The organism is Klenkia soli (genome assembly GCF_900103975.1).
GTDB lineage: Bacteria > Actinomycetota > Actinomycetes > Mycobacteriales > Geodermatophilaceae > Klenkia > Klenkia soli.
On the sequence record NZ_FNIR01000008.1, the window covers coordinates 1 to 23310 of the forward strand.

Consider the following 23310-nt stretch of genomic DNA (forward strand, 5'->3'; position numbering starts at 1 on the left):
CGCGGCGGGGGGATTCGTGGTTGAACAGGATGCCGTTGACGGCGTAGGTGTCGTAGGCCTCGCGGTAGTTGCGGGTGGCCCAGTAGGCGTAGAGCTTGGCCACGCCGTAGGGGGAGCGGGGCCAGAAGGGGGTGTTCTCGTCCTGCGGCGGCGGGGTCGCCCCGAACATCTCCGAGCTGCTGGCCTGGTAGATGCGGGTGCGGACCTTGGCTGCTCGCACTGCTTCGAGCAGGCGCATGGCGGCGATGCCGGTGACGTCGCCGGTGAACACGGGCTGGTCGAAGGAGACGCGGACGTGGGACTGGGCGCCCAGGTTGTAGACCTCGTCGGGGTTGACCTCGTGGAGCAGGTTGATGAGGGTGACGCCGTCGGTGAGGTCACCGTGGTGCAGGTACAGGTTGCGCCCTGAGGTGTGGGGGTCCTGGTAGATGCCGTCCAGGCGCTCGGTGTTGAAGGAGGAGGAGCGGCGGACGATGCCGTGGACCTCGTAGCCCTTGCCCAGCAGCAGCTCGGCCAGGTAGGAGCCGTCCTGCCCGGTGATACCGGTGATCAGCGCAGACTTCGCCACTGGCGCTCCCGAGGAGAGGGTCCCGGGATGGATCGGGACGTTCGCGGGCCAGCCTAGGCGGAGCCACCCCCTGCCCCGCCGCGACGCGTCGGGGACGCCACCCCACCGAGGGAGCTCCGGCCCGGCGACCCCCCGGAGCCCGCCGGGGTCGGGGAGACTCCACCGGTCGGCCGGGTCCTCCGGCCGGGGAGGAGAGCCATCGTGGACGACGTCCGACCCCGGGTCGTCTGGTTCTCCCGGACCTACGGCTACCGCGGCGACCTCATGTACTTCGGCCCCCTGCTGGCCGGTGTCGCGGCGCAGCTGCCGGGGACCGCGGTCCCGGTCGGCCACGACGAACCCGTCGAGCGGCACCCCGACGTCCCCCTCCGTCCGCTCCTGCGGTCCTGGTGGGTGCCCCTGCGCAGCCGCCGCGGCGAGGAGGCCCCGAGGTTCCCCGTCCCGCGACCGAGCACCGTCCTGCGGCTGTGGCGCACCCGGCCCGACGTCGCGGTGTGCCTGGAGTTCACCCCCGTCGCCCTGCTGGGCATGGTGATCGCCCGACTGCGCCGGGCCAGGGTGCTGCTGCTGGTCGAGAACGACCCACGCTTTCGCGGCGCCCCGCCGACCGGCCGCGCCGTCGAGGTCAAGCGCCGTGCCGCCCGCCTGGCGACCACCGTGCTGACCAGCAACGACGAGGGCGCCCGCTACGTCGTCGACGACCTCGGCGTCCCGGCCGGGCGCGTGCGGGTGGGCGCCTACCTCACCTCGGCCCCACCCGGTGGGCCCACTCCCGCGCCGCCGGTGGACGACGTCGTCCGGCTGCTCTTCCTGAACTCGGTCACCGAGCGGAAGGGGATCCTGCCCCTGGTGCGCTCCCTCGCCGCGCTGGGCCCCACCGCCCGGCCCTGGCGGCTGGACGTCGTCGGCGGCGGGCCGCTGGTCGCCGAGGTCGCCCGGACGGCCGCCGACCTCGGCGTGGACGACCGGGTGCGCCTGCACGGCCCGGTGGACTACGACGACATCTGGGCGCACTACGCGGACTGCCACGTCGTGGTCTGCCCGACCGACGGCGACTACCGGTCCCTGGCCGGCTTCGAGGCGGTCACCAGCGGGCGGCCGGCCCTGCTGTCGGTCCACGACGGCGCTGCCGCCGAGCTGGCCCGGAGCGGGGCGGCCGTCGTCCTCCTCGACCCCCGCACCGAGGACGGCGTGGCCACCGCCCTCGACGAGCTGCTCGGCACCCCCGGCCGGGTCGAGGAGCTCCTGGCCCGGGCGGCCACGCCCCCCGCCGGGTTCACCGCGGCGGACACCGTCGCCACCGTCGTCGCCGCCGTCCACGCCACGCAGGAGCACTGACATGACGACCTCCGCCGCCGGCCCGTCGACCCGCTACCGGGTGCGCCGGATCGTGCACGTGTACCTGCGGCCCGCCTCGTTCAGCACGGGTGGGGTGAACCGGGCCGCGCAGCAGTGGGCGGCCCGCATGGCCGACCACACCGGCCTGCCGACGGTCTACGTGCAGGCCGCCGGGGGGTTCGAGGGCCGGCTGGTCGAGGCCCCGGGGCTCGAGCACCGCACCCTGGCCACCCTGGGGGGCGGTCGGCAGACCATGCTCCCGCGCGGGCTCGGCCGGCTGCTGCAGGCCGGTGACCTGGTCTACCTGCACGAGGGCTGGACGCCGTCCAACCTGGTGATCGCGGCCTGGTGCCGCCGCCGGCGCATCCCCTACGTCGTCATGCCGCACGGGGTCTACGAGCGCAGCATCGTGCAGGCCTCCAGCCTGCTGCGACCCCGGACGTGGCTCGAGCGGCCAACCCTGGAGCGTGCCGCCGGCGTCCACCTCTACTTCGCCTCCGAGCGGGCGCACCTGGCCGACGTCGCCCCGCGCGCCCGGGCCTTCGCCGCCCCCACGGGCCGGGCGGTGCAGGACGGGCCCCTGGTGGCCGACCGGCACCCGTACGTGGCGTGGCTGGGCCGGTACGACATCCGGCACAAGGGCATCGACGTGCTGCTCGACGGCGTGGCCTCGCTCCCGGAGGAGCAGCGCCCGCAGCTGCGCATGGTGGGCCAGGACCACCTCGGCGACCGGGCGAGGGTGCGGGACCGGGTGGCGCAGCAGGGCCTGGCGCCCTGGGTGACCGTGGAGGACGAGCTGCCGCACGAGGAGGCCGGCCGCTTCCTCGGCGAGGCCCGGGCCTTCGTCCACACCCCGCGGTGGGAGTGCCTGCCCACCACGGTCCTCGAGGCGCTCGAGCGCGGGACGCCGACGCTGCTGACCGACACCGCGCACGTGGCCGGCCTGCTGGGGGACGCCGGGTTGGTCACCGTGGTCCCGCTGGAACCCGCCGCGATCGGCGAGGCGCTGCACGCCGCCGCCGCCGCGGCCGACGACCCGGCAGCGGCGCAGCGCCGTCGAGCCGGGCTCGCCGAGAGCCTGGCCTGGGAGCGCAGCCTCGGGGACTGGGCGGCGGCCCTGGCGGCTGCGGGCATCGACCTGCCCCGCCGCCTGGGAGACTCCGGTGCGGCCCCGCTCGTGGGGGACCGTCGCGGCACCGAGGAGGACGCAGGATGAGCATCGCACCGTTGGACCGGTCTGCCCGCACGTACGTGGCCGGGCACCGTGGGCTGGTGGGTGGTGCGGTGCTGGCCCACCTGCAGGCGGAGGGGTTCACCGACCTGGTGACGGCGACGTCGGCGGAGGTGGACCTGCGCGACCGGGGCGCGGTGGAGGCGTTCTTCGACCGGGAGCGGCCGGCCACGGTGGTGCTGGCCGCGGCGAAGGTCGGCGGGATCCTGGCCAATGCCACGTACCCGGCGGACTTCTTCTCCGACAACATTCGGATCCAGACCAACGTGCTGGACGCCGCGGCGGCCACCGGTACCGAGCGGTTGCTGTTCCTGGGCTCCTCGTGCATCTACCCGAAGTTCGCCGAGCAGCCGATCCGGGAGGACTCGTTGCTGACCGGGTTGCTGGAGCCGACCAACGACGCCTACGCGATCGCCAAGATCGCCGGGGTGCTGCAGGTGCAGGCGCTGCGCCGCCAGCACGGGGTGCACTACATCTCGGCGATGCCGACCAACCTGTACGGCCCGGGGGACAACTTCAACCCCGAGGGCTCCCACGTGCTGCCGGGGTTGATCCGCCGGTTCGAGGCCGCCCGCCTGGACGGGGACCCGACGGTGACGGTGTGGGGCACCGGCACGCCGCGGCGGGAGTTCCTGCACGTCAGTGATCTGGCGCGGGCGTGCGTGCACCTGCTGGAGAACTACGACGACGGCGCGCCGGTGAACATCGGGGTGGGGGAGGACCTGCCCATCGCCGAGCTGGCCCAGCTGGTGGCCGACACGGTGGGGTACACCGGTGAGCTGGTGTTCGACACCACCAAGCCCGACGGCACCCCCCGCAAGCTGCTGGACGTCTCGACCATCCACGGACTGGGCTGGCGGGCGGAGATCGGCCTGCGCGAGGGCCTGGCGGCCACGGTCGCCTGGTACCGCGAGCAGCTGGCCGCCGGCACCGTGCGGGCCTCCTGATGGCCGACCGCCCGCGGGTGATCGACCTGTCCGCTGCGCCGGGATCGGGGGAGTCCTGGGATGCCCCGGCCTGGAAGGTCTACCTCTGGGGCCTGGCCGAGGTGCTGCTGGTCAGCAACCCGCTGCAGATCTCGTCCCGGCTGCGCCGGGCCGTGCTGGTCGCCTTCGGCGCCCGGATCGGCGAGGGCGTGCTGCTGCGCCCCCGGCTGCGCGTGCGCTTCCCGTGGAAGCTGACCGTCGGTGACCGCTCCTGGATCGGCGAGGACGTCTGGCTGCACAACCAGGACCAGCTGACGATCGGTGCCGACGCCGTGGTCAGCCAGGGGAGTTTCATCACGACGGGTTCGCACGCCCACCGCACCGACATGGCGCTCATCACCCGACCGGTGGTCATCGAGGACGGCGCCTGGGTGACCGCCCGCTGCGTGGTCACCGGCGGCAGCCGGATCGGCGTCTCGGCCCTGGTCACCCCCGGCACGGTCGTCGCCGGCGAGGTGCCGGCCGGCATGGTCTTCGGCGGCTCGCCCGGCGAGGTGCGCGGCCCCCGGTTCCGGTGACCCGCACGGGCGTCCCGGCTCACCCGGTAGGGGTGCAGGGGGATCACGGAGTGCTCGAGCCGTGCCACGCTCCGTACATGCATGTGGCATTCGTGTGCACGGGCAACATCTGCCGCTCCGCCCTGGCCGAGCGGCTCACCACGGCGTTCGCCGAGGAGCTCGGTCGCTGCGACCTGACGGCCAGCAGCTCCGGCACCTCCGCCGTCGTCGGCTCGGGCATGGACCCGCACGCCGCCGAGGCCCTGCTGGAGCTGGGCGGTGCGCCCGGGGCCTTCCGGGCCCGGCAGTTCGTCCCGGCGCACGTCGAGCAGGCGGACCTGGTGCTGACCATGACCCGGGCCCACCGCCGCGACGTGCTGCAGCGGGCCCCCCGCGGCATGTCCCGCACCTTCACCCTGCTGGAGGCGGCCGACCTGCTGAGCCTGCTCCCCGTGGACCTCCCGCTGCCCCAGCCCGACGACCTCGGTGCCCGCGGTACCGCGCTGGTCGCGGCCCTGGCCCGCACCCGCGCAGCCCGCGGACTGGTGGCCCGGGAGGACGACGACGTGCTCGACCCGATCGGCCGCCCGGCCGACGTCCACCTGGCGGTGGCCGACCGCATCGCCGATGCCTTGTTCCCCCTCCTGCAGACGCTGACCGGGCTGCGGACCCCCGCGGCCGCCTGACCCCGGTACGCACGACGGCGCCCCACCTCCTCGCCGGAGGTGGGGCGCCGTCGTGCGTACCGGGATGGATCAGCGGCGGCTGCGACCCAGGAACGAGCGGGTCTCGCGAGGCTTGACGACCGCCACCCGCTGCTGCGGGTAGGTCGGCGCGTCGGGTCCGGCGATCGCCGGCCGCGGCGGCACCGGCGAGGGCGCGGGCGCCGGCTCCGGCTCGGGCTCGGGCTCGGCAGGGGTCTCCGCCGCCGTGGGGTGCTCGTCGTCCGCGGACCACTGCTCCGGCCAGCCGGCGCTGTCGTCCGGGGTGGCCGGGTCCAGCTCCTGCTCGACACGGGGCTCGACGTAGGGCTCGACGTGGGGCTCGACGGGGACCGGTGCCGCGGGTACGGCCACCGGCGCGACCGGGGCCGTGCCGCGGCCGGCTGCGGCCTGCACGCGCCCGGGGCGGGCGGGGCGGTCGGCGGGCACCGGGCCCGGCGAGGCCGGGGTCGGGCGGTCGGCGGCGGCCGTGGTGGTGGCCCCCGAGGTCGCCTTCCCGGCCTTGGCCGCGGCCTTCGCCGTGCGGGCCGTCGACCGCCGGTGGGCCAGCCGGGCGAAGGGGCCGGCGCCGGGCGCGGGGTCCTCGCCGTAGTGGTACGTGTAGCCCAGGCCCTCGTTGCCGGCCGCACGGCGCGGCACGAAGGTGAAGACCGTGCCCAGGGTGCGCGCACCCACCCGCTCGAGGGTGCGGGCTGCGGTGGTCAGCTCCTGGGTCGTGGTCTGGCCGTACCGGACGCAGAGCACGACCCCGTCGGTCGAGGGGGCCAGGCCACCGGCGTCGGAGACCGGCAGCAGCGGCGGGCCGTCCAGCAGGACGACGTCGGCCCGGTCGAGCAGGTCGGCCAGCACCCGCTGCATCTGCCCCGACGCCAGCAGTTCGCTGGGGTTGGGCGGCGTGGGGCCGGCGGCGAGCACCTGCAGGGACCCGTCGCCCACCGGCTGCAGGACGTCGTCCAGGCCGGCCGAGCCGTTGAGCACGCTGGTGAGGCCGGCGCCGCTGACCAGCCCGAGGTACCGGGTGACCCGGGGTCGGCGGAGGTCGGCCTCGACGAGCACCACCCGGCGACCGGCGGCGGTGAGCGCGATGGCCAGGTTGACCGCGACGGTGGTCTTGCCCTCGCCGGGCAGCGAGCTGCTGACCAGGACGGTGCGGGGCGGGGAGTCGACGTCGACGAAGTCCATGCTGGTGCGCAGCTGGCGGAAGGACTCGGCGCTGGGCGCCTCGCGGTCGTGCAGCACCGACTTGTCGGCCGACAGCTGGTCGTCCAGCGGGATGACGCCCAGCCCGGGCCCGCGGCCCAGCTCGGCGGCCTGGTCGCTGGTGCGGATCCGGGTGTCGGTGCGGTGCCGCAGCAGCACGAGGCCGCAGCCGAGCACGAATCCCAGCACCAGACCGATCACCAGGTCCTGCGCGGGCTTGGGGCTGCTGGGGGCCGCCGGCAGCTCCGGGGGGGCGATGACCGCCACCCGGATGGGCGACGTCGTCTGCCCCTCGGGCGTCTCGATCGCCCCGATGAGGCTGTTGAACTGCTGGCCGATCGACTCGGCGATCGCCTGCGCCCGGGCGGGCGACGGGTCGGTCACGGTGACGTCGAGGATGACGGTGTCCGGGACGACGGAGGCGCTGATCTCACCGGCCAGCTCGTCGGCGGTCATGTCCAGGTCGAGGTCGTCGACCACGGCCTGGGCCAGCTGCAGGTCGGTCAGGTAGGAGGCGTAGGAGGAGACGCGCGCCTGGGCCAGCTGGCTGCCCTGCACGGCGCCCGCGACGTCGTCCGTGGTGTTCGTCGTCGAGACGAACAACCGGGTGTCGGCGGTGTACATCGGCGTGCTGGCCAGCACGATCCCGGCGGCGACGGCGGCGCCGACGAGCGTGGACAGCACGACGACCCACCAGCCCGCGCGCAGCACGCGCCATGTCTGCTGCAGGTCCACGTGGGTCCTCTCCGCTGGTGACTGTCCACCCGGCGTACGTCACCCGGTGTGGCCGCTCGTCCTGCGGCGGCCTGTCGACGCTGTTCTCGGTCGATCGTGCCCGCAGGTACAAGATCCCACAGACGCCGTCACCCGTACGGGTGGCCTCGTCCGCCGTGGCTCACCGGCGCGGCCGCCCCGCCGTCCTAGGCTGCTGCCGACCCACGACAGGACAGGTGCATGGAGAGCGCACGAGGCACGACGGACGCGGAGCGGCCGGCCCCCGTCGTGGGGTCGTTCCCCCTCGGTGCGCTCAGCGCGCTGCTGTTCTGCTTCGCCGTGCCCGGCTACGTCGTCCTCGCCACCCCCGATCCGGTGAACCGGGCCTGGCCCGGGGCCCTGCTCGTCGCGGTCCTGGTCGGGCTGCGCTACGCCTGGATCGTCGGCCGGGGCGAGCAGCGGCTGATCGAGATGACCGTCTGGCTGTTCACCTACGTCTTCCTCGGCCTGGCCCCCCTGGTGCAGCTGCGCGAGGGGATCTCGCCGGGCACCACCCCGCGCACCTTCGCCACCCTCGTCCCCGAGTCCTTCCTGGTCGTCGGGCTGGGGTCGCTGGCCTTCCTGGTCGGCGGCCTGCTGCGCGCCGTGCGGCCGGGCGGCCCGTGGCGGCCACGGGTCCGCCGCCCGGTCGCCGTGGTCGAACCGCCGACGACCGGCATCCCGCGCCCGATCTGGCTGCTGGGGCTCGGGTCCCTGCTGCTCACCGCCTACTACCTGGTCAACGTCGCCCCGGCGTTGTTCACTGACGCCACCACGTTGAACCGGCAGTCGTTCACCGTGTGGCCCAACACGGCCACCCAGGGGATCGTCAACGCCCTGGCGATCATGCCGATCCTGGTGACGGTGGTGGCCCTGACGCTGCTCCGGCTCCGTCGGCCCCGGCCGGAGTGGACGCTGGCCGAGAAGGCCCTCCACCTGGCGACCGTGCTGGCCCTGGTGGCCACGGTCAACCCGCTCAACAGCGCGCGCTACGTCTTCGGCACGGTCGCCCTCGCCCTGGCCGGCGCGGTGGGCCTCTACGCCACCGCCCGCCGGTTCCGGCTGGTGGCGGTGGGTGCGATCGTGGGGCTGCTGGTGATCTTCCCCGTCGCGGACGCGTTCCGGACCGCGAACACCGGCGAGCAGGTCGTCTCCCCGGTCACCGCCCTGCAGAGCGGTGACTTCGACGCCTTCGCCCAGATCGACAACACGCTGCTCTACGTCCAGGAGTACGGCACCACCCAGGGCCGGCAGGCGCTCGGCGTGGTGCTGTTCTGGGTCCCGCGCGCCTACTGGCCCGACAAGCCCGACGACACCGGCGTCCTGCTGGCGACCTTCCGCGACTACGACTTCCAGAACCTGTCCGCACCCTTGTGGTCGGAGCTGTTCATCAACGGCGGGTGGCTGGCCGTCGGCCTGGGCGGCCTGGTGTTCGGCTGGTGGGCGCGCGGGCGGGACGACGGGATCGTCACGCGGCTGCGGCGCAGCCGGGCACCCGGGGTGCTGGGCTGCATCCTGCCGTTCTACTTCGTCTTCCTGCTGCGCGGCTCGCTGCTGCAGGCGATGGCCAACCTCGTGGTCATGCTGGCCTGCGCCTGGTTCGCCGACCGGGCCGTGCGCAGCCGGTTGGGCGCCGAACCCGACGACCTGCCCGCGGCCGAGCCGGTCGGCAGCCAGGCGTCGTGAGGATCCTGCACGTGGCCGCCCTGGTCAGCGCCGACGGCGCGTACGGCGGCCCGGTCTCGGTGGCCACCGACCAGGTCGCGGCGCTGCGCTCGGCCGGGCACGAGGTGACCCTGGTCGCCGGCCGGGACGCCGCATCCCGCCCCGACCACCCCGCCACGCGGCTGTTCCGCGCCCGCCGACCGCGGGCCGACGGCTTCGCCGGCATGGTGGCCCCGGGGGTGCCGGCCTGGGTGCTGCGGCACGCCCGCCGGTACGACGTCGTCCACGTCCACCTGACCCGCGACCTGGTCACGCTGCCGGCGGCCTGGCTGGCCGACCGGCTCGGCGTGCCCGTCGTCGTCCAGACCCACGGCCAGGTGCGGGCCGAGCACGGCCGGCTGCAGGGCGTGCTGGACGCGCTGTGGACCCGCCGGCTCATCGGACGCTCGCGGTTCCTGGCGCTGACCGGTCACGAGGCCGCCGACCTGCAGCGCCAGGGCGTCCCCGCCGACCGCGTCGACCGGGTCGTCAACGGCGTGCCCCTCGCCCGGGAGGTCGCCGCCGCGCCGGGCGCCGGTCCGCGGGTGCTGTTCGTGTCCCGGCTCGCCGACCGCAAGCGACCGGTCGCCTTCGTGCAGGCGGCCGCGCTGGTGCACGCCGTCCGCCCGGACGTCCGGTTCGAGCTCTGGGGGCCCGACGGCGGCGAGGCACCGGCGGTGGACGCCGCGATCGCGGCGTCCGGCATCGCCGCGGTCTGCGCCCGGCGCGGGCCGACCAGCCCGGCGGGCGCCCGCGAGCTGCTGGCCGGCGGTCAGCTCTTCGTGCTGCCCAGCGTGGCCGAACCGTTCCCCATGGCCGTGCTGGAGGCGCTCGGCGCCGGCCTGCCGGTGGTGCTGACCACCGAGACGGGCCTGAGCGCCGCGGTGGCCGAGGCCGGAGCCGGTGCCGTCACCGACGGGTCGCCGCAGGAGCTGGCCGACGCCGTCCTCCGGCTGCTGGGGCCGGCGGCCTGGCAGGAGGCCGCCACGGCCGCGCGCGAGCTGGCCCGGAGCCGCTACGCGATGGACGTCGTGGTGGCCACGCTGGAGGAGACCTACCGGCGGGCGGTCACGGAGCGCCGACCGGGCTGACCTCGCCGGCTGGTCCGGCGACGCCCTCCCGGTGCCGGGCTGCCCGGAACACGAACACCCATGCCACCGCCGACACCACCGCGCTGACCAGCAGCCCGGCGGGGACCGCGGCCACCCGCAGCTCGTCCGAGGCCGTCGAGGCCACCCACAGCAGGGCCACGGTGGCCAGCAGCCCGGCCGCGCGGGGGGCGATCACCGAGCGGGGCCGGTTCAGCGCCCGCACCCCGGCCCCCAGCGGCGCGGTGACCGCGTTGAGCAGGGTCACCGCCCCGAGGGTGCCGGCCAGCAGCAGGAAGGTGCCCCCGGGCAGCAGGTCCCGGCCCGAGACGAACCAGACGACCGGGAAGGCGATGCCGCACCAGGCCAGCGTGATCAGGCCGTAGACCAGGGAGGTGCGCAGCATCCGGCCGAAGAACGACCGCACGGCGTCCTGCTCGCCCAGCCGGTGGGCGTCGCCCAGGAAGCTCAGCGCGATCACGTTGTAGAGCGTGTTCACCGGCGAGAGGCTGCTCTGCATCAGCCGCAGCACGCCGACCACCGCTGTGGCGGTGTACAGCTGGCCGAACACCAGCGGCAGCAGCAGGCTGGCCTGGCCCAGACCGGCGTCCAGGGTGACCCAGCGCCCGGGGCGCCAGGCCTCCCGGAAGGTGACCTGCCGGTCCGGGCCGCCGGGGGCCGCCGTGGCGATCCAGGCGCAGCCCGCCGACACCAGCGCCGACGCGCCCCAGCCGAGCAGGAACAGCTCCGCCGACCCGGTGCCGACGGCCAGCAGGACGACGACGCCGAGCAGCCACACGCCGTCGGCGAGGTTGACCTCGCGCCACCGTTCCCGGCTGATCAGGTGGTAGCGCAACGCGTCCTGCGCGCAGACGGCGATGCCCACGGCGACCATCAGGGCCACCGTCGCGACGGCCGCCCGGGGGTCGTCGAGGAGGGTGACCCCCGCCGCGACCAGGGCGACCGCGGTGCCGAGCACGGGGGCGACGGTCAGGGCCCACGACCGGGGCAGGACGGCGCGACCGACCTCCCGCTGGACGGCGAGCCCGCCCTCGTAGACGCAGCGGCCCAGGGTCAGCGCGAGGAAGAAGAAGGTCTGCTGGAGCGCGAACCGGTCGAAGCCGGCCCCCGACAGGGTCAGGCTGGCCCCGCCCAGGGCGAGGATGTTGCTGCCGCCGGAGAGCACCTGGTTGATCGCCAGGTTGCCCCCGCGCCGCGGGATGCGGGCGAGCACTCCGCGCAGCCGCGCCACCTGTGCACCTCCGTCGCCGGTGGACACCCACCGGCGGGCCACGCTAGCGCCTGGACCGGGTGCGGCGGAGGAGGCGTCACCCCTCCGAGCGGGTCAGCAGGTCGTCGGCGGTGCGGGTGTTGATCACCCGGTCGGCGGTGATGCCGGCGACGGCGGCCTTCTCGCAGCCCGCGCCCTGCCAGTCCAGCTGACCCGGCGCGTGCGCGTCGGTGTCGATCGCGAACTCGCAGCCGAGGTCGGCGGCCAGCTGCAGCAGCCGGCTCGGCGGGTCCAGCCGCTCGGGGCGGGAGTTGATCTCGACGGCGGTGCCGTGCTCGACGCAGGCGCGGAACACCGCCTCGGCGTCGAACTCGCTCTCGGGGCGCGGCTTCTGCTGCTTGCCGCCGCGCTGGGTGCGCTCGACCAGCAGCCGCCCGGTGCAGTGCCCGAGGACGTCGGTGTGCGGGTTCTCGACGGCGGCCAGCATGCGCGGGGTCATCTGCGACGCCGGGGCGCGCAGCTCGGAGTGCACGCTGGCCACCACGACGTCGACCCGGGCCAGCAGCTCGTCGGTCTGGTCGAGGGTGCCGTCGGCGTTGATGTCGCACTCGATGCCGGTGAGGATGCGGAACGGGGCCAGCTCGGCGTTCAGCTCGGCCACGACGTCCAGCTGCCGGGCCAGCCGCTCGGCGCTCAACCCGTTGGCCACCGTCAGCCGGGGGGAGTGGTCGGTCAGCGCCAGGTACTCGTGGCCGATGCCGATCGCGGCCAGCGCCATCTCGCGGATGGGGCTGCCGCCGTCGGACCACTCGGAGTGCGTGTGCAGGTCGCCCCGCAGCGCGTTGCGCAGCTCGCCCGCGGCGCCCTCGAGCGCGGTGGGCGGGTGCTGGGCCTTGAGGTCGGCGAGGTAGTCGGGCTCGTCACCGGCGTGCGCCTGCAGCACGACGGTCGCCGTCTTCGCCCCGATGCCCTTGAGGTCGGTGAGGGTCCTCGTGCGGATCCGCCGCTCGAGCTCGGCGTCGGACAACCCCTCGACCACGTGCGCGGCCGTGCGGAAGGCCGACACCCGGTAGGTGGGTTCGCGGGCGCGCTCCAGGAGGAACGCGATCCTCCGGAGCGCGTCCGCGGGGGTCACGAGAGGCCGATCTCCTTGCCGACCTTCTTGGCCTGCTTCTTCAGCTTGCGCTGGGTGCGGCCGCGGCTGGCCTTCTTCTGCGCCTTCTCGGCCTTCTTGGCGGCCTTCTCGTAGCGCGCCTCGGCCTTCGCGATGGCCTTGTCGCCGGCCCGGCGCACCCGCCAGCCGGTCGAGGGCTTGCCCTCGGTGTCGACGGCGGCGAGCAGCAGCCCGCCCAGCAGCCCGGCGTTCTTCAGGAAGTGCGCCTGGTTGCTGAACTTCTTCTCGGGGTCGGAGTCCTCCCAGAAGCGGTGCCCGGCCAGGGTCGTGGGCACGACCGAGCCGGCCAGCGCGAGGGCCGAGAGGCGGGGGAAGCGGCCGAGGGCGAACAGCACCCCGGCGCCGACCTTGACCCCGGCGTCGATCTTCACCCACTGCTCGACGTCGCGGGACACCTCGACGGGCAGCTGCTCGTCGGCGACCTGGGCGATCTGGTCCACGACCTTCGTGGCCCCGGGCACCCGGCTCTGGGGGTCGCGCAGGGTGCTGATGCCGCCGTACACGAACGAGGCGGCGAGCAGGGGGCGGGCGATCCGGCGGACCAGCATGGGGGAGTACCTCTTCCATCGACGGCGTCGGCGGGTGCCGTGCCCGATCGGTCGCACGGCGAACCCTCACCGCGACCGTAGTGATGCCGGACTCCCCGCGCCTGCTGTCAGCCAGTTGTCACAGTTCTCCGGGACACTGGGTCGGTGCTCACCGCCCCGCCCACCCCCACCCGGGTGCGCGACGACACCTGGCTGTGGGCGCTGGCCGGGTTGGCGCTGGGCCTGTTCGGCCTGGGGTTCCTGGTCCGGTGGCGGTGCACGGTCGGCCCCTGCTCGCTGGGCGGCGCCGAGTGGATCTTCGACCTGGACGCCGTCGGTGGTCTGCCGCGGCTCTACACCACCTCGTTGTTCGTCGCCGCGACGGTCTGCGCGGTGCGGGCGGTCGCCCGCTCGCGCGGCCGGCACGCGCTGTGGTGGCTGGCGGTCGCGCTGATCGGGGTCGGGCTGGTGTTCGCGAAGCTGGTCAGCGCGCACTCGGTGCTCGAGGGGTGGGACGGCGCCGGGTACACCCTCGCCGTCGGCAGCCTGGCCAGCGCGGTGGGCCTGCCGGTGCTCGGGGTGCTCGGCCGGGTGTGGCGGGTGCCGGGCGCTCGGGCCGTCGTCCTCGCCCTGGCCGTGTACGCACTGGCGGCGCTGGGGCTCGACGTCCTCACCGGGTCCGTGGTGCTCGCCGACCCCCGCCCGCTCCCGGTGGCCGCGGCCACCTTCGTCGAGGAGCTGGGCGAGGCGCTGACCGCGCTCACGCTGCTCGCCGTCCTGGTCCGCCGGATACCTCCGCCCAGAAACCGCGGTCTCCGGGAAAGGGTCGCGCACGACACGTCTCCGAGAACCGCGGTTCCCGGGAGCGGGGTTCAGCGGGTGCAGTAGACGACCAGGCGCCGGCGCTTGGTGAACACGAACTCCGTCCGCGGGTCGCCGGTCTCGCCGTCGTAGGCCACCGGCTGCGGGCCCGAGCGCGAGACCACCCGCAGCTCCCGCACCTGGAACTGCCGGTACGAGCGGCTGTGCTCGCTGACCCCCAGCAGCGTCGCCAGCACCGCCCGGGTGCGACCGAACCGCAGGTCGGCCCGCAGGTACTGGACGTCGAGCAGGCCGTCCTCCAGGGAGGGCCGCCACGCGGGGGAGAGCCCGCGCGGGCTGTACACCCCGTTGCCGACGAACAGGATCCAGGCGCTGACCCGGCGGCCGTCGAGGTCGAGCTCGACCGGCGAGCCGTGCCGCAGCACCTGCCCGGCGGCCACCGTGAGCGCCAGCCACTTGCCGAGCTTCCCCGACATCGTGTCCCGCCGGCGGACCATCTCCGGGTAGCTGCCGATGCTCGCGGTGTTCAGGAACGGGGTGCCGTTGACCGCCGCGACGTCCACCAGCACGCCGTCGCCGGCCTCGACCGCCCGCGCCGCCTCGGCCGGCGTGGCCACCCCGACGTCCCGGGCGAAGTGGTTCAGCGTGCCCGCCGGCAGCACCGCCAGCGGCAACCCGTGCTCGAGCGCCACTGCGGCCGCCGCGGCCACCGAGCCGTCGCCGCCGGCCACCCCCAGGGCCCGCGCGCCGCCCCGCACGGCCTGCTCGAGCAGGTCGGTGACCGAGTGCTCGTCGTCGATGTCGGTGACCACGGCGCCCGGCAGCAGCGCGGCGATGTCCGCGGCGGGGTCGTAGTCCTGGTCGCCCGAGCGCGGGTTCACCGCCACGTGCAGGCCGGCACCCCCGGGCAGGGCAGGTGCGCGCTCCGTCGTCCGCACCTCCGCCGGGGTCGTCGGCCGGACCCGCCACCAGTGCTGCGTGGCCGCGGCGACCGCCGCGCCGACCGCCATCCCGGCGACGACGTCCCCGGGGTAGTGCACGCCGACGTGCACCCGCGAGTACCCGACACCCAGCGCGACCGGGGCCACCAGTGCACCGGCCAGCGGGCTCTCCAGCGCCACGCCGGTCGCGAACGCGGCCGCCGACGCCGAGTGCCCGCTCGGGAAGGACAGCGTGTGCAGCGACCGGTCCAGGGCGCGGCCCTGGGTGACCGCGGCCGCGTCGGGCCGCACCCGGCCGAACAACGGCTTGAGGACGACGTTCACCAGCGCGCTGGACACCAGCAACGAGCCCACCCCGCGGACGGCGGCCCGCCGCGGGGCGCCCTTCTTGGCGCCGAGCACGAGCCCGACCCCCAGCCAGAGCTTGCCGTGGTCGGCCGCCTCGGACAGCCGGCGGAGCGCGCCGTCCAGGGGCGTGGCCGGCAGCCGGCCGACCCGGGCCTGCAGGCGGGCGTCGAACCGGCGGGCGGCGGAGCGGGAGAGGGCCACGGGTGCGGACGCTAACCGGCCCCACCCGTCGGGGTGAGATCGCACCCGTGGGGGTGAGGGCGGGCGGGCCGCGGGTCGATGTGGCGGGAGTACCGAACGCCACCTGATCGAGGGATTCCCGTGCGCACCCGCCTCCGCCTGCTGCCCCTGCTCGCCGCCGCCCTGGTCGGCGCCGTCGCCGTCGCCGGCCCTGCCGCAGCGGACCCCGCGGCGTCGTCGACCAGCGCCGCACCGACCTCGGCCGCGCCCACCAGCAGCGCGCCGACGACGGACCCGGCCCCGCCGTCCACGGTCGCCCCGACGCCCACCCAGGCCCCGGTGCCCACGGTCGACCCGGCCCCGGTGCCTGCCCCCGAGCCGGTGGCCGTGCCGACCTCGGCCGCGCCGACCTCGGCCCCCGTCGCCGCGGCACCCTCGACCAGTTCCTCGCGGCCGAGGCCGCGGGTCACCACCACCGTCGACGCCGACCTCCCGGTGCAGCCCACCACGGGCGGCTCCGCCGAGGCGGCGACCGCCACCGCGCTGGCCGCCGGTGCCGCGTCGGCCGCCCGCGACGCCGCCGGGTCCGCCGCCGAGGCCGAGGCCGGGCAGCTGCTGGTCGGCGGCTACGTCACCCGGGCCAACCGGGCCGCCGTGGTCGACCTGTCCGCCCCCGTGGACACCGTCGCCGCCGCGCTCGCCGAGGCCCGCACCGTGCAGCAGCTGGTCGCGGACCAGGTGGCGGCCGTCACCGCCTCGCTGGCCGCCGCCCAGGACTCCCGGGACGCCGCTGCGACCGCCCGCGACCAGGTGCTCGCGCTGCCGCAGACCGCCGCGGGGGTCGCCGAGCAGACCGCCTACGCCCAGCAGGTGGTGGCCGCCGCCGGCGTCTCGGTCGACCGGGCCGCCGCCGCGCTGGCCGCCGTCGAGCAGGCCGCCGCCCCGGTGGAGGACGCCGTGGCCACCCTCTCGGTGCGGGCCGACCGGATCGACCCGGCCTCGGCGTCCACGCCGCTGCCCGACGCCGCGGCGGTCTACGCGCTGGGCGCCGTCGTCGTCCTCGGGTTCGGGGTGGCCGGCACCGCCGCGGTCAGCGCTCGCCGCACCACCGTCCGCCGCCGCGTCGCCGCCGTCCGCGCCGGCCTGGTCTAGCTCTTCTGGCGGGCGCGGTACGCCGCGACCGTCGAGCGGGACGAGCAGGTGTTCGAGCAGTAGCGCCGGCTGGCGTTGCGCGAGGTGTCCAGGTAGACGTTGCCGCAGCCCTCGGCCGCGCAGACGCCCACCCGCTGCCAGCCGTGCTGCACCACCACCTGCGACAACCCCATGGCCACCGTGGTGGTCAGCTGCTCGAGGGCCCCGGCCTCGGGGGCGGCGTAGTGCAGGTGCAGCTCGCCGTCGTGGTCGGTGGCGTACGGCCTCGGGGTGGCCAGGGCGAGCAGGGCGTTGAGCCGCTCCATCACCTGCGCCTGCGAGTCGGCCACGGCCACCGCGCGCACCAGGTCGGCCGTGGCACCGGCGGCCCTGGCCTGCTTGCCCGACAGCTCCAGGGCGGTGCCGTCGGTGAACCACTCGTGGTGCTCGGCGCAGAACGCCGACGCCCACCCCGGGTCGGCGCGGTCGGCGTTGGCGAGGTCGACCGCCAGCTCGACGGCGTTGGACCCGTAGTCGTCGTAGTCCATCTCACACCTCCGGCCGGGTGTAGGCGGTCATATGGCTTTGACTCCCTACGGGTGGTCTCGTACCGTCGGGAATGCGTAGGGACCTAACCGAGGTTGGCACCCTACGATTCCCCTCCCAGATCGTTCGAAGTGAGCTCCGTCATGCGTCAGTACCTCACCGTGTGGCGGCTTCCCTCCGCGCCGGTGCTGCTCGTCGCCGGTTTCGCCGGCCGGTTGCCGTCCGCCATGGTCCCCCTCGCCCTCCTGCTGCTGGTGCAGCAGCAGACCGGCTCCTACGCCGTCGCCGGCCTGGCCTCGGCCACCTACGGCATCGCGATGGCCGCGATGGCCCCGGTGCTGGGGCGACTGGCCGATCGTCGCGGACCCCGGCTGGTCCTGCTCGCCCAGTCGGTCACCTACCCGCTGCTGCTGGCCGTGCTGGCCGCCGCCGTGCTCACCTCGACGAACACCGCGGTGATCCTCGGCGCCTCGGCCGCGGCCGGTCTGAGCACCCCGCTGGTCAGCGGCACGGTGCGCGCCCTGTGGTCGCGGGTCGACCCCCGCGTGCGGCCCACCGCCTACGCCCTGGACGCCACCACCACCGAGCTGGTCTTCGTCGCCGGCCCCACCACGGTGGCCACGCTGACCCTGCTGGCCAGCCCGGTCGCCGCCATCGCCCTGGCCGGGGTGTGCACCGTCGTCGGCACGCTGGGCCTGGCGTTCTCCGGTGCCATGCGCGCCTGGCGGCCCGCGGTCGCCGTCCAGAAGAGCCTCCTCAGCACCGTCACCGTGCCCGGCATGCCGCGCGTGCTGGTCAGCGGCACCGCGCTGATGCTCGGCTTCGGCGCGATCGAGGTCGGCGTCCCGGCGTTCGCCGACGCGGCCGGGTCGCCCGGGCTGTCCGGCGTCCTGCTGGGCGTGTGGTCGCTCGGCTCGGTCGCCGGCGGGCTGTGGTTCGGCGCCCGGGTGCTGTCGACGTCCCTCCCGCGGCTCTACCGCTGGGGCCTGCTGGGGACGACGATCGGCATGCTCCCGCTGGCCGCCGTGTCCAGCCCGCTGCTGCTCGGGGCGCTGCTGTTCCTGGGCGGCACGGCGATCGCCCCCACGCTGACCGTGCAGAGCTCGCTGGTGGGCTCCATCGCACCGGCCGACGCCACCACCGAGGCCTTCACGTGGCTGTCGACGATCGCGTTCGGCGCGTCGGCGGTCGGGGCCGCGATCGGCGGGGCGCTCGTGGAGACCTCGTACGGGGTGGGCGGTGCGTTGGTGCTGGCCACGGCCGCGGCCGCGCTGGCCGTCGTGGTCACCCTGCTGCCCGGACGACGCGCCGTCGCGCTGGCCTGAGACCCCCTGGCCGCACCGGGGAGGAGGCGCTGGTAGTCTTCCTCCTCGGTGCTTCCGGGGGAACCTGGCGGCCCGGGAGGCTTCGCCTAGTCCGGTCTATGGCGCCGCACTGCTAATGCGGTTTGGGTTTTGGCCCATCCCGGGTTCAAATCCCGGAGCCTCCGCGCAACACAAATGAACACACGCACCCGTAGCTCAACGGATAGAGCATCTGACTACGGATCAGAAGGTTAGGGGTTCGAATCCCTTCGGGTGCACGTCTGGTTGAGACAGCCGCCGGCCCCCGCCGCTCCCCGTGAGCGCGGGGGCCGTCGTCTGTTCAAGGTCGGCACGTGACACACCGATCATCCGGGTGGGACGGCCCCGTCCTGCCGGAGCTGCGACCATGGATGCACCGTCGCCGGAGCCGGGACCACTTCTTCCCCGCCCGACGGAGAGACCATGCGGTTCCTGTTCCGCCCCCCGGCCACCGAGGGCGCCACGCTCCTCGCGCTGCCCTGGGAGCTCCCGCTCGCCGACTGGGACGACGAGTGGCTGCTCGACGTCCCCTCGCGCGGGCTCTCCCGGCACGTCGTCCGGTTCGTGGCGGCCGAGGGCCGGGTCTACGCGCTCAAGGAGATCGACGAGCGGCTGGCCCGCCACGAGTACGCCGTGCTCGGCGACCTCGAGGCCGAGGGCATGCCCACCGTGAGCGTGCTGGGCATCTGCGTCGACCGGCCGGGCGACCTGCCGGCCATCCTGGTCACCCGGTTCCTCGAGTACTCGCTGCCCTACCGGTTCCTGTTCTCCGGCCCACGCACCGACCACTCCGCCGAGCAGCTGGTCGACACCCTCGTCGTCCTGCTGGTGCGGCTGCACCTGGCCGGGGTCTTCTGGGGCGACTGCTCGCTGTCCAACACCCTCATCCGGCCCGACGCCGGCGCTCTGACCGCCCACCTGGTCGACGCCGAGACCGTCGAGCGGCACCCGCGGCTCACCGACGGCCAGCGCGGCTACGACGTCGACCTCGCCGTCGACCGCGTGGGCGCCGAGCTGATGGACCTCGAGTTCGGCGGCCTGCTGCCGCGCACCATCGACCCGGTGGAGCTGGCGGTGAGCGTGCGGCACCGCTACGAGGCCCTCTGGGGCGAGGTGACCGCGCACGAGACCGTGGGTCGGGGCGAGCAGCGCTGGCGCGTGGCCGCGCGCCTGCAGCGGCTGGGTGACCTCGGCTTCGACGCCGGCGAGGTCGAGCTGGTCGGCGGCGGCGACGGGTTCGACCTGCGCGTGCAGCCGCGGGTGGCCCTGCCCGGGGCGCACCGGCACGAGCTGTTCCGGCTCACCGGTCTCGAGGTCTCGGAGAACCAGGCGCGCCGGCTGCTGGGCGACCTGCGCAGCTACCGCGCCTACCTCGAGTCCGTCGAGGGCGGACCGGTGAGCGAGGCGATGGCCGGCCACCGCTGGGTCACCGAGAAGTACCTGCCCGTCGTGGACGCCGTCCCCGCCCACCTGCGGGGCCGGCTGGAGCCGGCCGAGGTCTTCCACCAGATCCTCGAGCACCGCTGGTTCCTCTCGGAGGCCGCCGGCGCCGACGTGGGGACGACGGTCGCGGCCGCGTCCTACCTGGACACCGTGCTGGCCGCCCGCCCCGTCGAGCTCACCACCCCGGGGGCCCTCCTCCCGCGCTGACGATGCCGGAAACCGCGGTTCCCGGGGTCAGGCGGGCGGGGCCACCGAGTCGCGCAGGCGCACGGGCATGGGGACGCGGTGCTCGGCGAACTCGGCGACCGGGTCGGCCAGCAGGAGGTCCACCGCCCGGGTGGCCAGCTCGTAGTGCGGGATGGCGATGCTGGTCAGCTGCGGCTGCAGCCACGAGGCCAGGTCGGAGTCGTCGAAGGAGACCACCGAGACGTCGTCCGGGATCCGCAGGCCGTGCCGGGCCAGCGCCTGGTAGGCGCCCATCGCCACCCGGTCGTTGAGGCAGACCAGCGCGCGCGGGCGGGTGCCCGCGGCCAGCCAGGCGTCGACCGCCTCGAAGGCGGACTCCGGCCACCAGTGGCACTCGACCCGCCCGGCCAGCTCGACCCCGGCCGCGGTGAGGGCCCGCCGCATTCCGGCCCGCCGCTCCCGCCCGGCCACCACGTGCTCGCCGGCCTCGCCCACCACCCAGATGCCGTCGCGGTGGCCGGCGTCCAGGAGCACCTGGACGGCGTCGTGCCCGGCCTGCACCTCGTCCGGGCGCACGCTGGGCACGCCGGTGTGCGGTGCCCGGCAGTTGAGCAGCACCAGCCGGCTCTTCTCCAGCGCCGGCGGGATCTCCACCTCGCGGGTCGACGACGTCGCCAGCAGGAAGGCGTCGACCCGGCGGTCCAGCAGCTCCTCGACCAGGCGCGTCTCGATCTCGGGGTCGTCGTCGGTCTCGCAGACGAACAGCAGGTGGCCGTGCCGGGCGGCCGCCTCGAGGCTGCCGTAGACGAGCTGCCCGGCGAACTGGCCGCTGGCCACCGTGTCGGTGATCAGCGCGATCGTTCGGGTGACGTCGGTGCGCAGCCCCCGGGCCATGAGGTTGGGCCGGTAGCCCAGCTCGCCGGCGGCGGCCAGCACCCGCTGCCGGGCGTCCTCGGAGATCCGCATTTCCTGGTCGCGGCCGTTCAGCACGTAGTGCGCCGTGGTCTTCGACGTGCCGGCGCGGGCCGCGACGTCGGCCAACGTCACCCGGCTCCGCACCGGCCGGATCCTGCCAGACCCGGGGACACCGCGGAATGGTCAGCAGGGTGCTTCCTGTGCGACGGGGGTTCTGCAGCAGAATGTCCAGCGTGACCCCCTCCACACACCGTGTGCACGTCGTCGGGCGCCCCGGCGGCACCGGCCTGGTCCTCCTGGAACGCGACGGGGAGCTGCCGGTCGTGGGCTGGTGGGGCGTGCTCACGCCGGCGCTGGCCACCGGGCTGGCCGGGGGCGACGTCGACCTGTTCACCGGCCCGCCCGCCTCCGACGGCGCCCGGCGTGGCCTGGTCGGTGTCCCGCTGCTGCCCGAGGGTGCGCGCGCCTGGCCCGGGCGACCCGGGTTGACCGGGCACCGGGCCGCGGGGGAGCCCGCGGCGTGGTCGCCGGCGTTCGTGCCCACCTCGGTCGAGGCCGGCCCCGACGGCGCGGTGGTGCAGGCGGTGGACGACGTCGCCGGGCTCGCCCTGCGCACCGAGGTCGAGGCCCTCGCCGGCGGGGGTCTGCGGGTCCGCCACCGGGTCACCAACACCGGGACGACGCCCTACCAGCTGCAGGCCCTCGAGGTCGTGCTGCCGCTGCCCGACCGGGCGACCGAGTCCTTCGACCTGACCGGCCGGTGGTGCCGCGAGCGGGTGCCCCAGCGGCGGCCGGTCGACGACGGCCTCTGGCTGCGCGAGAGCCGCACCGGCGTCAGCGGGCACGACTCCGCCACCGTGCTGGCCGCCGGCCCGGCCGGCTTCGGGTTCGCCGCCGGCGAGGTCTGGGGCGTGCACGTCGCGTGGAGCGGGGGCACCGTGCACCGCCTCGAGCGGACCCCGCCGCACGGGCTGTCGCCGAGCACGCTGACCGTCGGCGGCGGGGAGTTCCTGCTGCCCGGCGAGGTCGAGCTGGCCCCGGGGGAGTGCTACGACACCCCGTGGCTGCACGCCTGGGCCACCGCCGAGGGCCTGGACGGGCTGGCCGCCGCCGCGCACACCTGGCAGCGCTCGCTGCCCGCGCACCCCGACGCCCCGCGCCCGGTGACGCTGAACGTGTGGGAGGCGGTCTGGTTCGACCACGACCTCGACCGGCTCACCCGACTGGCCGACCTCGCCGCCGAGATCGGGGTCGAGCGGTTCGTGCTGGACGACGGCTGGTTCGGCGCCCGCCGCGACGACCACGCCGGCCTGGGCGACTGGGTGGTGGCGGCCGACGTCTGGCCGCACGGGCTGGCCCCGCTGGCCGACCACGTCCGTGCACGCGGCATGCAGTTCGGGCTGTGGTTCGAGCCCGAGATGGTCAACGCCGACTCCGACCTGTTCCGCGCCCACCCCGACTGGATCCTGGCCACCGGTGGGCGCACACCCCCCGAGCAGCGGTTCCAGCAGGTGCTCGACCTCGCCGTCCCCGGTGCCTTCGACCACGTCCTCGAGCAGATGACCCAGGTGCTCACCGACGTCCGCGTCGACTACGTGAAGTGGGACCACAACCGCGACCTGGTCGACGCCGGCAGCTCGGCGGTCGGCGGCCGACCCGGCGTCCGGGCCCGCACCACGGCCTTCTACCGGCTGCTCGACGCCCTGGCCGAGCGGTTCCCCGACGTCGAGTGGGAGAGCTGCGCCTCCGGCGGCGGGCGGATCGACCTCGGCGTGCTCGAGCGCACCCAACGGGTGTGGACCTCCGACCAGAACGACGCGCTGGCCCGGCAGTCCATCCAGCGCTGGACCGGCCAGCTCGTGGCCCCCGAGTACCTGGGCGCGCACGTCTCGGCGCCGGTCTCCGAGCAGACCCACCGCGGGCTGTCCCTGGACTTCCGCGCCGGCACGGCGTTCGCCGGCTCGTTCGGCATCGAGTGGGACCTCACCACCGCCGACGACGCCGATCGGGCCGTGCTCGCGGAGTGGATCGCCGCCTTCCGGCAGCACCGCGACCTGCTGCACTCGGGGCGGGTGTTCCGGGTGGACTCGCCGGAGCCCGCGGTCTGGGTGCACGGGGTGGTGGCCCCCGACGGCCGCTCGGCCCTGGTGGCCTGCGTGCAGCACGACGACGCCGTGCACGCCCCGCCGCGGGTGCGGGTGCCGGGGCTGGTGCCCGACGCGGAGTTCGCCGTCACCCGCATCCGGCCCGATGCCGCGCCGGCCGCCGTCGTCCCCGCCCGGGCCACCGGTGCGGTGCTCGCCGAGCTGGGGTTGCCCGGCCCGGACCGCCGGCCCGCGTCGGTCGTCTGGTGGCACCTGGACGCCGATCGGTCGCCCACTGCATAACGGATTCAGCGCTACGGGGCGTAGGGCTATGGTGCTCGCCGCGCAACCA

At 75.3% G+C, this 23310-nt stretch carries 20 protein-coding genes and 2 tRNA genes; 14 read left to right on the top strand and 8 right to left on the bottom strand.

Annotated features, from left to right (window positions below; translation table 11 throughout):
* Positions 1 to 568: GDP-mannose 4,6-dehydratase (locus BLS67_RS13140; RefSeq protein WP_131801732.1), on the bottom strand; the 568-nt coding region annotated here is incomplete at its 3' end.
* Between the two features lie 201 nt (positions 569 to 769).
* Between BLS67_RS13140 and BLS67_RS13145 the strand changes: the two genes are divergently transcribed.
* The 5 genes from BLS67_RS13145 to BLS67_RS13165 all read left to right on the top strand — a co-directional run bounded on the left by BLS67_RS13145 (position 770) and on the right by BLS67_RS13165 (position 5306).
* On the top strand, positions 770 to 1906 hold the full coding sequence (locus BLS67_RS13145; protein WP_091245860.1) for a glycosyltransferase family 4 protein: 1137 nt from the start codon (positions 770 to 772) through the stop codon (positions 1904 to 1906).
* A 1-nt stretch (position 1907) separates the two neighbouring features.
* A complete protein-coding gene (locus BLS67_RS13150; RefSeq protein ID WP_091245863.1) occupies positions 1908 to 3122 on the top strand; it encodes a glycosyltransferase in 1215 nt (404 codons plus the stop codon).
* The gene (locus tag BLS67_RS13155) at positions 3119 to 4084 is read left to right on the top strand and encodes a GDP-L-fucose synthase family protein (protein WP_091245866.1); all 966 of its coding nucleotides are present in this window, start codon (positions 3119 to 3121) and stop codon (positions 4082 to 4084) included. Before BLS67_RS13150 ends, BLS67_RS13155 begins: the two co-directional genes overlap by 4 nt.
* Positions 4084 to 4641: an LbetaH domain-containing protein gene (locus tag BLS67_RS13160; RefSeq protein ID WP_091245869.1), complete on the top strand. Its 558-nt coding sequence runs from the start codon at positions 4084 to 4086 to the stop codon at positions 4639 to 4641. Before BLS67_RS13155 ends, BLS67_RS13160 begins: the two co-directional genes overlap by 1 nt.
* Before the next feature lie 77 nt (positions 4642 to 4718).
* Complete coding sequence (locus tag BLS67_RS13165; RefSeq protein WP_091246379.1) at positions 4719 to 5306, top strand: arsenate reductase/protein-tyrosine-phosphatase family protein; 588 nt, start codon at positions 4719 to 4721, stop codon at positions 5304 to 5306.
* 69 nt (positions 5307 to 5375) lie between these two features.
* On the opposite strand, the gene BLS67_RS24745 is transcribed toward BLS67_RS13165, so the two are convergent.
* A complete protein-coding gene (locus tag BLS67_RS24745) occupies positions 5376 to 7277 on the bottom strand; it encodes a tyrosine-protein kinase domain-containing protein (RefSeq protein ID WP_091245872.1) in 1902 nt (633 codons plus the stop codon).
* A 219-nt stretch (positions 7278 to 7496) separates the two neighbouring features.
* Here BLS67_RS24745 and BLS67_RS23815 point away from each other — a divergent pair, with 219 nt between their 5' ends.
* Complete coding sequence (locus BLS67_RS23815) at positions 7497 to 8981, top strand: oligosaccharide repeat unit polymerase (RefSeq protein ID WP_165617580.1); 1485 nt, start codon at positions 7497 to 7499, stop codon at positions 8979 to 8981.
* Positions 8978 to 10090 carry a glycosyltransferase gene (locus BLS67_RS13175; protein ID WP_165617581.1) on the top strand — a complete coding sequence of 371 codons (1113 nt, stop codon included), beginning with the start codon at positions 8978 to 8980 and terminating at the stop codon, positions 10088 to 10090. The genes BLS67_RS23815 and BLS67_RS13175 overlap by 4 nt, the downstream gene beginning before the upstream one ends.
* On the opposite strand, the gene BLS67_RS13180 is transcribed toward BLS67_RS13175, so the two are convergent.
* The 3 genes from BLS67_RS13180 to BLS67_RS24100 form a co-directional block, all read right to left on the bottom strand.
* The gene (locus BLS67_RS13180; protein WP_091245875.1) at positions 10068 to 11339 is read right to left on the bottom strand and encodes a hypothetical protein; all 1272 of its coding nucleotides are present in this window, start codon (positions 11337 to 11339) and stop codon (positions 10068 to 10070) included. The two genes, BLS67_RS13175 and BLS67_RS13180, sit on opposite strands and share 23 nt — an antisense overlap.
* 76 nt (positions 11340 to 11415) lie before the next feature.
* Entirely contained in the window at positions 11416 to 12453 is a 1038-nt protein-coding gene (locus BLS67_RS24095) for a PHP domain-containing protein (protein WP_091245879.1), read from the bottom strand.
* Entirely contained in the window at positions 12450 to 13040 is a 591-nt protein-coding gene (locus BLS67_RS24100; protein WP_207500561.1) for a DoxX family protein, read from the bottom strand. Before BLS67_RS24100 ends, BLS67_RS24095 begins: the two co-directional genes overlap by 4 nt.
* Before the next feature lie 144 nt (positions 13041 to 13184).
* On the opposite strand from BLS67_RS24100, the gene BLS67_RS13195 reads away from it, so the two are divergent.
* Complete coding sequence (locus BLS67_RS13195) at positions 13185 to 13907, top strand: hypothetical protein (RefSeq protein ID WP_091245885.1); 723 nt, start codon at positions 13185 to 13187, stop codon at positions 13905 to 13907.
* Here the strand turns inward: BLS67_RS13195 and BLS67_RS13200 are convergent.
* Positions 13892 to 15331, bottom strand: coding sequence for a bifunctional phosphatase PAP2/diacylglycerol kinase family protein (locus tag BLS67_RS13200; RefSeq protein ID WP_207500563.1), 1440 nt, complete (start codon positions 15329 to 15331; stop codon positions 13892 to 13894). The genes BLS67_RS13195 and BLS67_RS13200 overlap by 16 nt on opposite strands.
* A gap of 120 nt (positions 15332 to 15451) precedes the next feature.
* On the opposite strand from BLS67_RS13200, the gene BLS67_RS13205 reads away from it, so the two are divergent.
* Positions 15452 to 16462 carry a hypothetical protein gene (locus BLS67_RS13205; protein WP_091245888.1) on the top strand — a complete coding sequence of 337 codons (1011 nt, stop codon included), beginning with the start codon at positions 15452 to 15454 and terminating at the stop codon, positions 16460 to 16462.
* Here BLS67_RS13205 and BLS67_RS13210 read toward each other — a convergent pair.
* Complete coding sequence (locus tag BLS67_RS13210; protein ID WP_091245891.1) at positions 16459 to 16989, bottom strand: CGNR zinc finger domain-containing protein; 531 nt, start codon at positions 16987 to 16989, stop codon at positions 16459 to 16461. The genes BLS67_RS13205 and BLS67_RS13210 overlap by 4 nt on opposite strands.
* Positions 16990 to 17118: 129 nt before the next feature.
* On the opposite strand from BLS67_RS13210, the gene BLS67_RS13215 reads away from it, so the two are divergent.
* The 4 genes from BLS67_RS13215 (at position 17119) to BLS67_RS13230 (ending at position 19980) form a co-directional block, all read left to right on the top strand.
* Positions 17119 to 18312 carry an MFS transporter gene (locus BLS67_RS13215; RefSeq protein ID WP_242654060.1) on the top strand — a complete coding sequence of 398 codons (1194 nt, stop codon included), beginning with the start codon at positions 17119 to 17121 and terminating at the stop codon, positions 18310 to 18312.
* Between the two features lie 75 nt (positions 18313 to 18387).
* Positions 18388 to 18476: transfer RNA gene (locus BLS67_RS13220), tRNA-Ser, on the top strand.
* 20 nt (positions 18477 to 18496) lie between these two features.
* Positions 18497 to 18569 (top strand) — tRNA-Arg (locus tag BLS67_RS13225).
* Between the two features lie 184 nt (positions 18570 to 18753).
* Positions 18754 to 19980: a DUF4032 domain-containing protein gene (locus tag BLS67_RS13230; protein ID WP_091245893.1), complete on the top strand. Its 1227-nt coding sequence runs from the start codon at positions 18754 to 18756 to the stop codon at positions 19978 to 19980.
* 27 nt (positions 19981 to 20007) lie between these two features.
* Here the strand turns inward: BLS67_RS13230 and BLS67_RS13235 are convergent, their stop codons facing one another.
* Positions 20008 to 21018 carry a LacI family DNA-binding transcriptional regulator gene (locus BLS67_RS13235; protein WP_207500564.1) on the bottom strand — a complete coding sequence of 337 codons (1011 nt, stop codon included), beginning with the start codon at positions 21016 to 21018 and terminating at the stop codon, positions 20008 to 20010.
* Between the two features lie 89 nt (positions 21019 to 21107).
* Between BLS67_RS13235 and BLS67_RS13240 the strand changes: the two genes are divergently transcribed.
* On the top strand, positions 21108 to 23261 hold the full coding sequence (locus BLS67_RS13240) for an alpha-galactosidase (protein ID WP_207500565.1): 2154 nt from the start codon (positions 21108 to 21110) through the stop codon (positions 23259 to 23261).
* The last annotated feature ends 49 nt before the right edge of the window (positions 23262 to 23310 follow it).